Annotated in this window: 3 protein-coding genes; all 3 read right to left on the bottom strand. The window is 43.9% G+C overall.

Features of this window, described 5'->3' with window-relative positions; genetic code table 11:
• The coding region (locus IEW93_RS21670) for an IS66-like element ISSba7 family transposase (protein ID WP_188741264.1) at window positions 1–1,411 on the bottom strand (1,411 nt) is incomplete at its 3' end.
• Window positions 1,412–1,496: 85 nt separating this feature from the next.
• Window positions 1,497–1,841 carry an IS66 family insertion sequence element accessory protein TnpB gene (gene tnpB / locus IEW93_RS21665; protein WP_012088183.1) on the bottom strand — a complete coding sequence of 115 codons (345 nt, stop codon included), beginning with the start codon at window positions 1,839–1,841 and terminating at the stop codon, window positions 1,497–1,499.
• Window positions 1,838–2,137, bottom strand: coding sequence for an IS66 family insertion sequence element accessory protein TnpA (gene tnpA, locus IEW93_RS21660; RefSeq protein WP_188741263.1), 300 nt, complete (start codon window positions 2,135–2,137; stop codon window positions 1,838–1,840). The genes tnpB and tnpA overlap by 4 nt, the downstream gene beginning before the upstream one ends.
• Window positions 2,138–2,213: the final 76 nt, after the last annotated feature.

Genomic DNA, 2,213 nt, shown 5'->3' with positions numbered 1-2,213 from the left:
TCACTAAACTGTATAAGTTCGCACTGGCATGCGCGCCGTTGACTGACGTTGAGAACATCCAGTTTTTGCGCCCCGTTGTAAACGGGCGAATATCTCGTTCGGTGACATTATTGTCGATGCTAATATCACCATCATCAAGATAAGTTAATAATTTCGGCCATTGGTTTAGGGCGTAAGTAATGGCTTTACCTAGATATCCTTTGGGAAGTACCTGTTGTTTCTCCAACCAAGTTTTAAACTCCGCTAATATTGGTACCGCTTCTTGTTGTCTTAATTGTTGTCGCTCAAGAGCACTGAGTTGTTTGGAGCGTTTTTCAATGGCGTAGAGTTTGGCAATATAGCTCAGTGCAACTTCGGGCTTACCTGCTTTTTTTGACGCACTCGCTTTTTGTGCATCGGTGAACTTTCGACGCACATGTGCCATGCAGCCAGCATGGGTGACATCTTTTAATGTGCCATAAGCACCGTACCCATCGGTCAGCAAATACCCAGAGAAACCTGATAAGAACGCTTGCGCGCAACGGCCAGCACGGCTTGGATGATAGTCATAAATCACGATAGGCGATTGGACAAACTCACCACTGCGATACACCCACATATACGATTTAGTTTCGGCTTTTCTATCTTCTTCACGAAGCACTTGCACGGTGGTTTCATCAGCACAAATCAGCTTTTCATTGAGCAGTTGTGACTGCATTGCATCAATAATGGGCTGTACTTTCATGCCTAATTGCACACACCAATTGGCTAAGGTCGCTCGGCTGATATCAATACCTGAGCGGGTTAATATATCCACCTGGCGATAAAGTGGAAGTGCATCAACGTATTTTGCCGTCACAACGGCGGCAAATGCCTCGGCACTACCAATACTTTTAGGGATTAAACTGGGTGGCTTAGGGGTGGTGATAATGCGTGAACTTGTTTGTGTTTTTTCACACTGGCGACAAGCATATTTTACCCGTTCATGGCGGATAACCGTCACTTTTTGTGGAATAATTTTAAGTTCTTCACTGGTTTCGACGCCGCATTGGTGTAATGGAGACTGACAGCATTCACAACAAGGCGAGTCAATCTCATGTGTGATAACTTCACGCTCTAGCGCTTCAGGTAACGGTTTACGGCCTGTTTTCTTTGTTGTTTGCGTTGATGGCTCAGCAATATCTTGTTGCTCGGCCTCGTTAAAGGTGCCTTTGGCGACTTTTTCACTCTTAGAAGAAAACCGCTTAGATTGACTTAAATTTAATTGCTCAATTAACAACTGGATTTGTGTTTTAAGCTCGGTGATTTCTTCTTGAGCAACAAGCACTTCTTCCTTGGCTAATGACGCTTGTGCCTGTGCAATGTCAGCAGCTTGTTGCAGCTGCAGTACCATGGCCTTAAGTTGCTCAATATCATCAGGAAGTGTTGTCATTATTAGCGAAGTTTGTATTCATTTCTCCTTATTGTGACAGCGAAAAAGGATCGTTCAAGCATAAAAAATGTGATCGCCTTTTTGATCACACTGTTAGGTTAGTTATTGGTCGATGCGCTCTGTGATGCTCGATAGATAACCCCGATAACAGCCAATTCAGCTGGGCCTTGCTGATATGTAGTGCGCCATCGTGTGTTGGCTTTGGCCACTTAAAGGTGCCTTTTTCTAACCGCCGATAATAAAGCCAAAAGCCATTAGTGTCCCAAAACAAGATTTTGAGTTTATCTCGATGACGATTACAAAAAATAAACCAGGATTCGCTAAACGGGTCCATTTCAAGATGTTGTGCAACGATAAGCGATAGGCCATCGATAGACTTACGCATATCTGTGACACCCGTGACGAGATAAACTTGAGCAGATGGTGTCATTGTAGGGCAGCAACCCAATGCTGGATTTGGCTAGCGCTTAAATGAATTGGCAACTGAGCACGCAAACCATTTGCAAGGGTTAGCGTGACAACGTTTTCACTCACGACGGATGTATCGGTCACAATGATGGGTTGCAATCGTTGTGGCTCTGGCTGTGTTCGGAGTTTTTTGGCCCATGTATAAAAGGTTTGATAGCTTATGTTCTGCTCAGCGCAAAACTGAGTGATGCTAATGCCACTTTGTTTTTGCTGCTCGATTAATGAAGACCAATACTGGTGTTTTTCTTGTGATGACATAGTGCCTCCTTAAATTGGTGAGGTACTATGACAACTATTTTTATGATTGAGTATGTGGGGTTTATTTACCGCTTAC

The sequence above is a fragment of the Shewanella inventionis genome (genome assembly GCF_014641855.1).
GTDB classification, from domain to species: domain Bacteria; phylum Pseudomonadota; class Gammaproteobacteria; order Enterobacterales; family Shewanellaceae; genus Shewanella; species Shewanella inventionis.
The sequence above is the reverse complement of the archived record's forward strand: the minus strand, read 5'-3'. Positions and strand labels throughout refer to the sequence as shown.

Excerpts from the sequence above, each read along its gene's own strand:
- tnpB (WP_012088183.1), bottom strand. The coding sequence starts at position 1,841 with ATGACACCATCTGCTCAAGTTTATCTCGTCACGGGTGTCACAGATATG.
- tnpA (WP_188741263.1), bottom strand. The coding sequence starts at position 2,137 with ATGTCATCACAAGAAAAACACCAGTATTGGTCTTCATTAATCGAGCAG.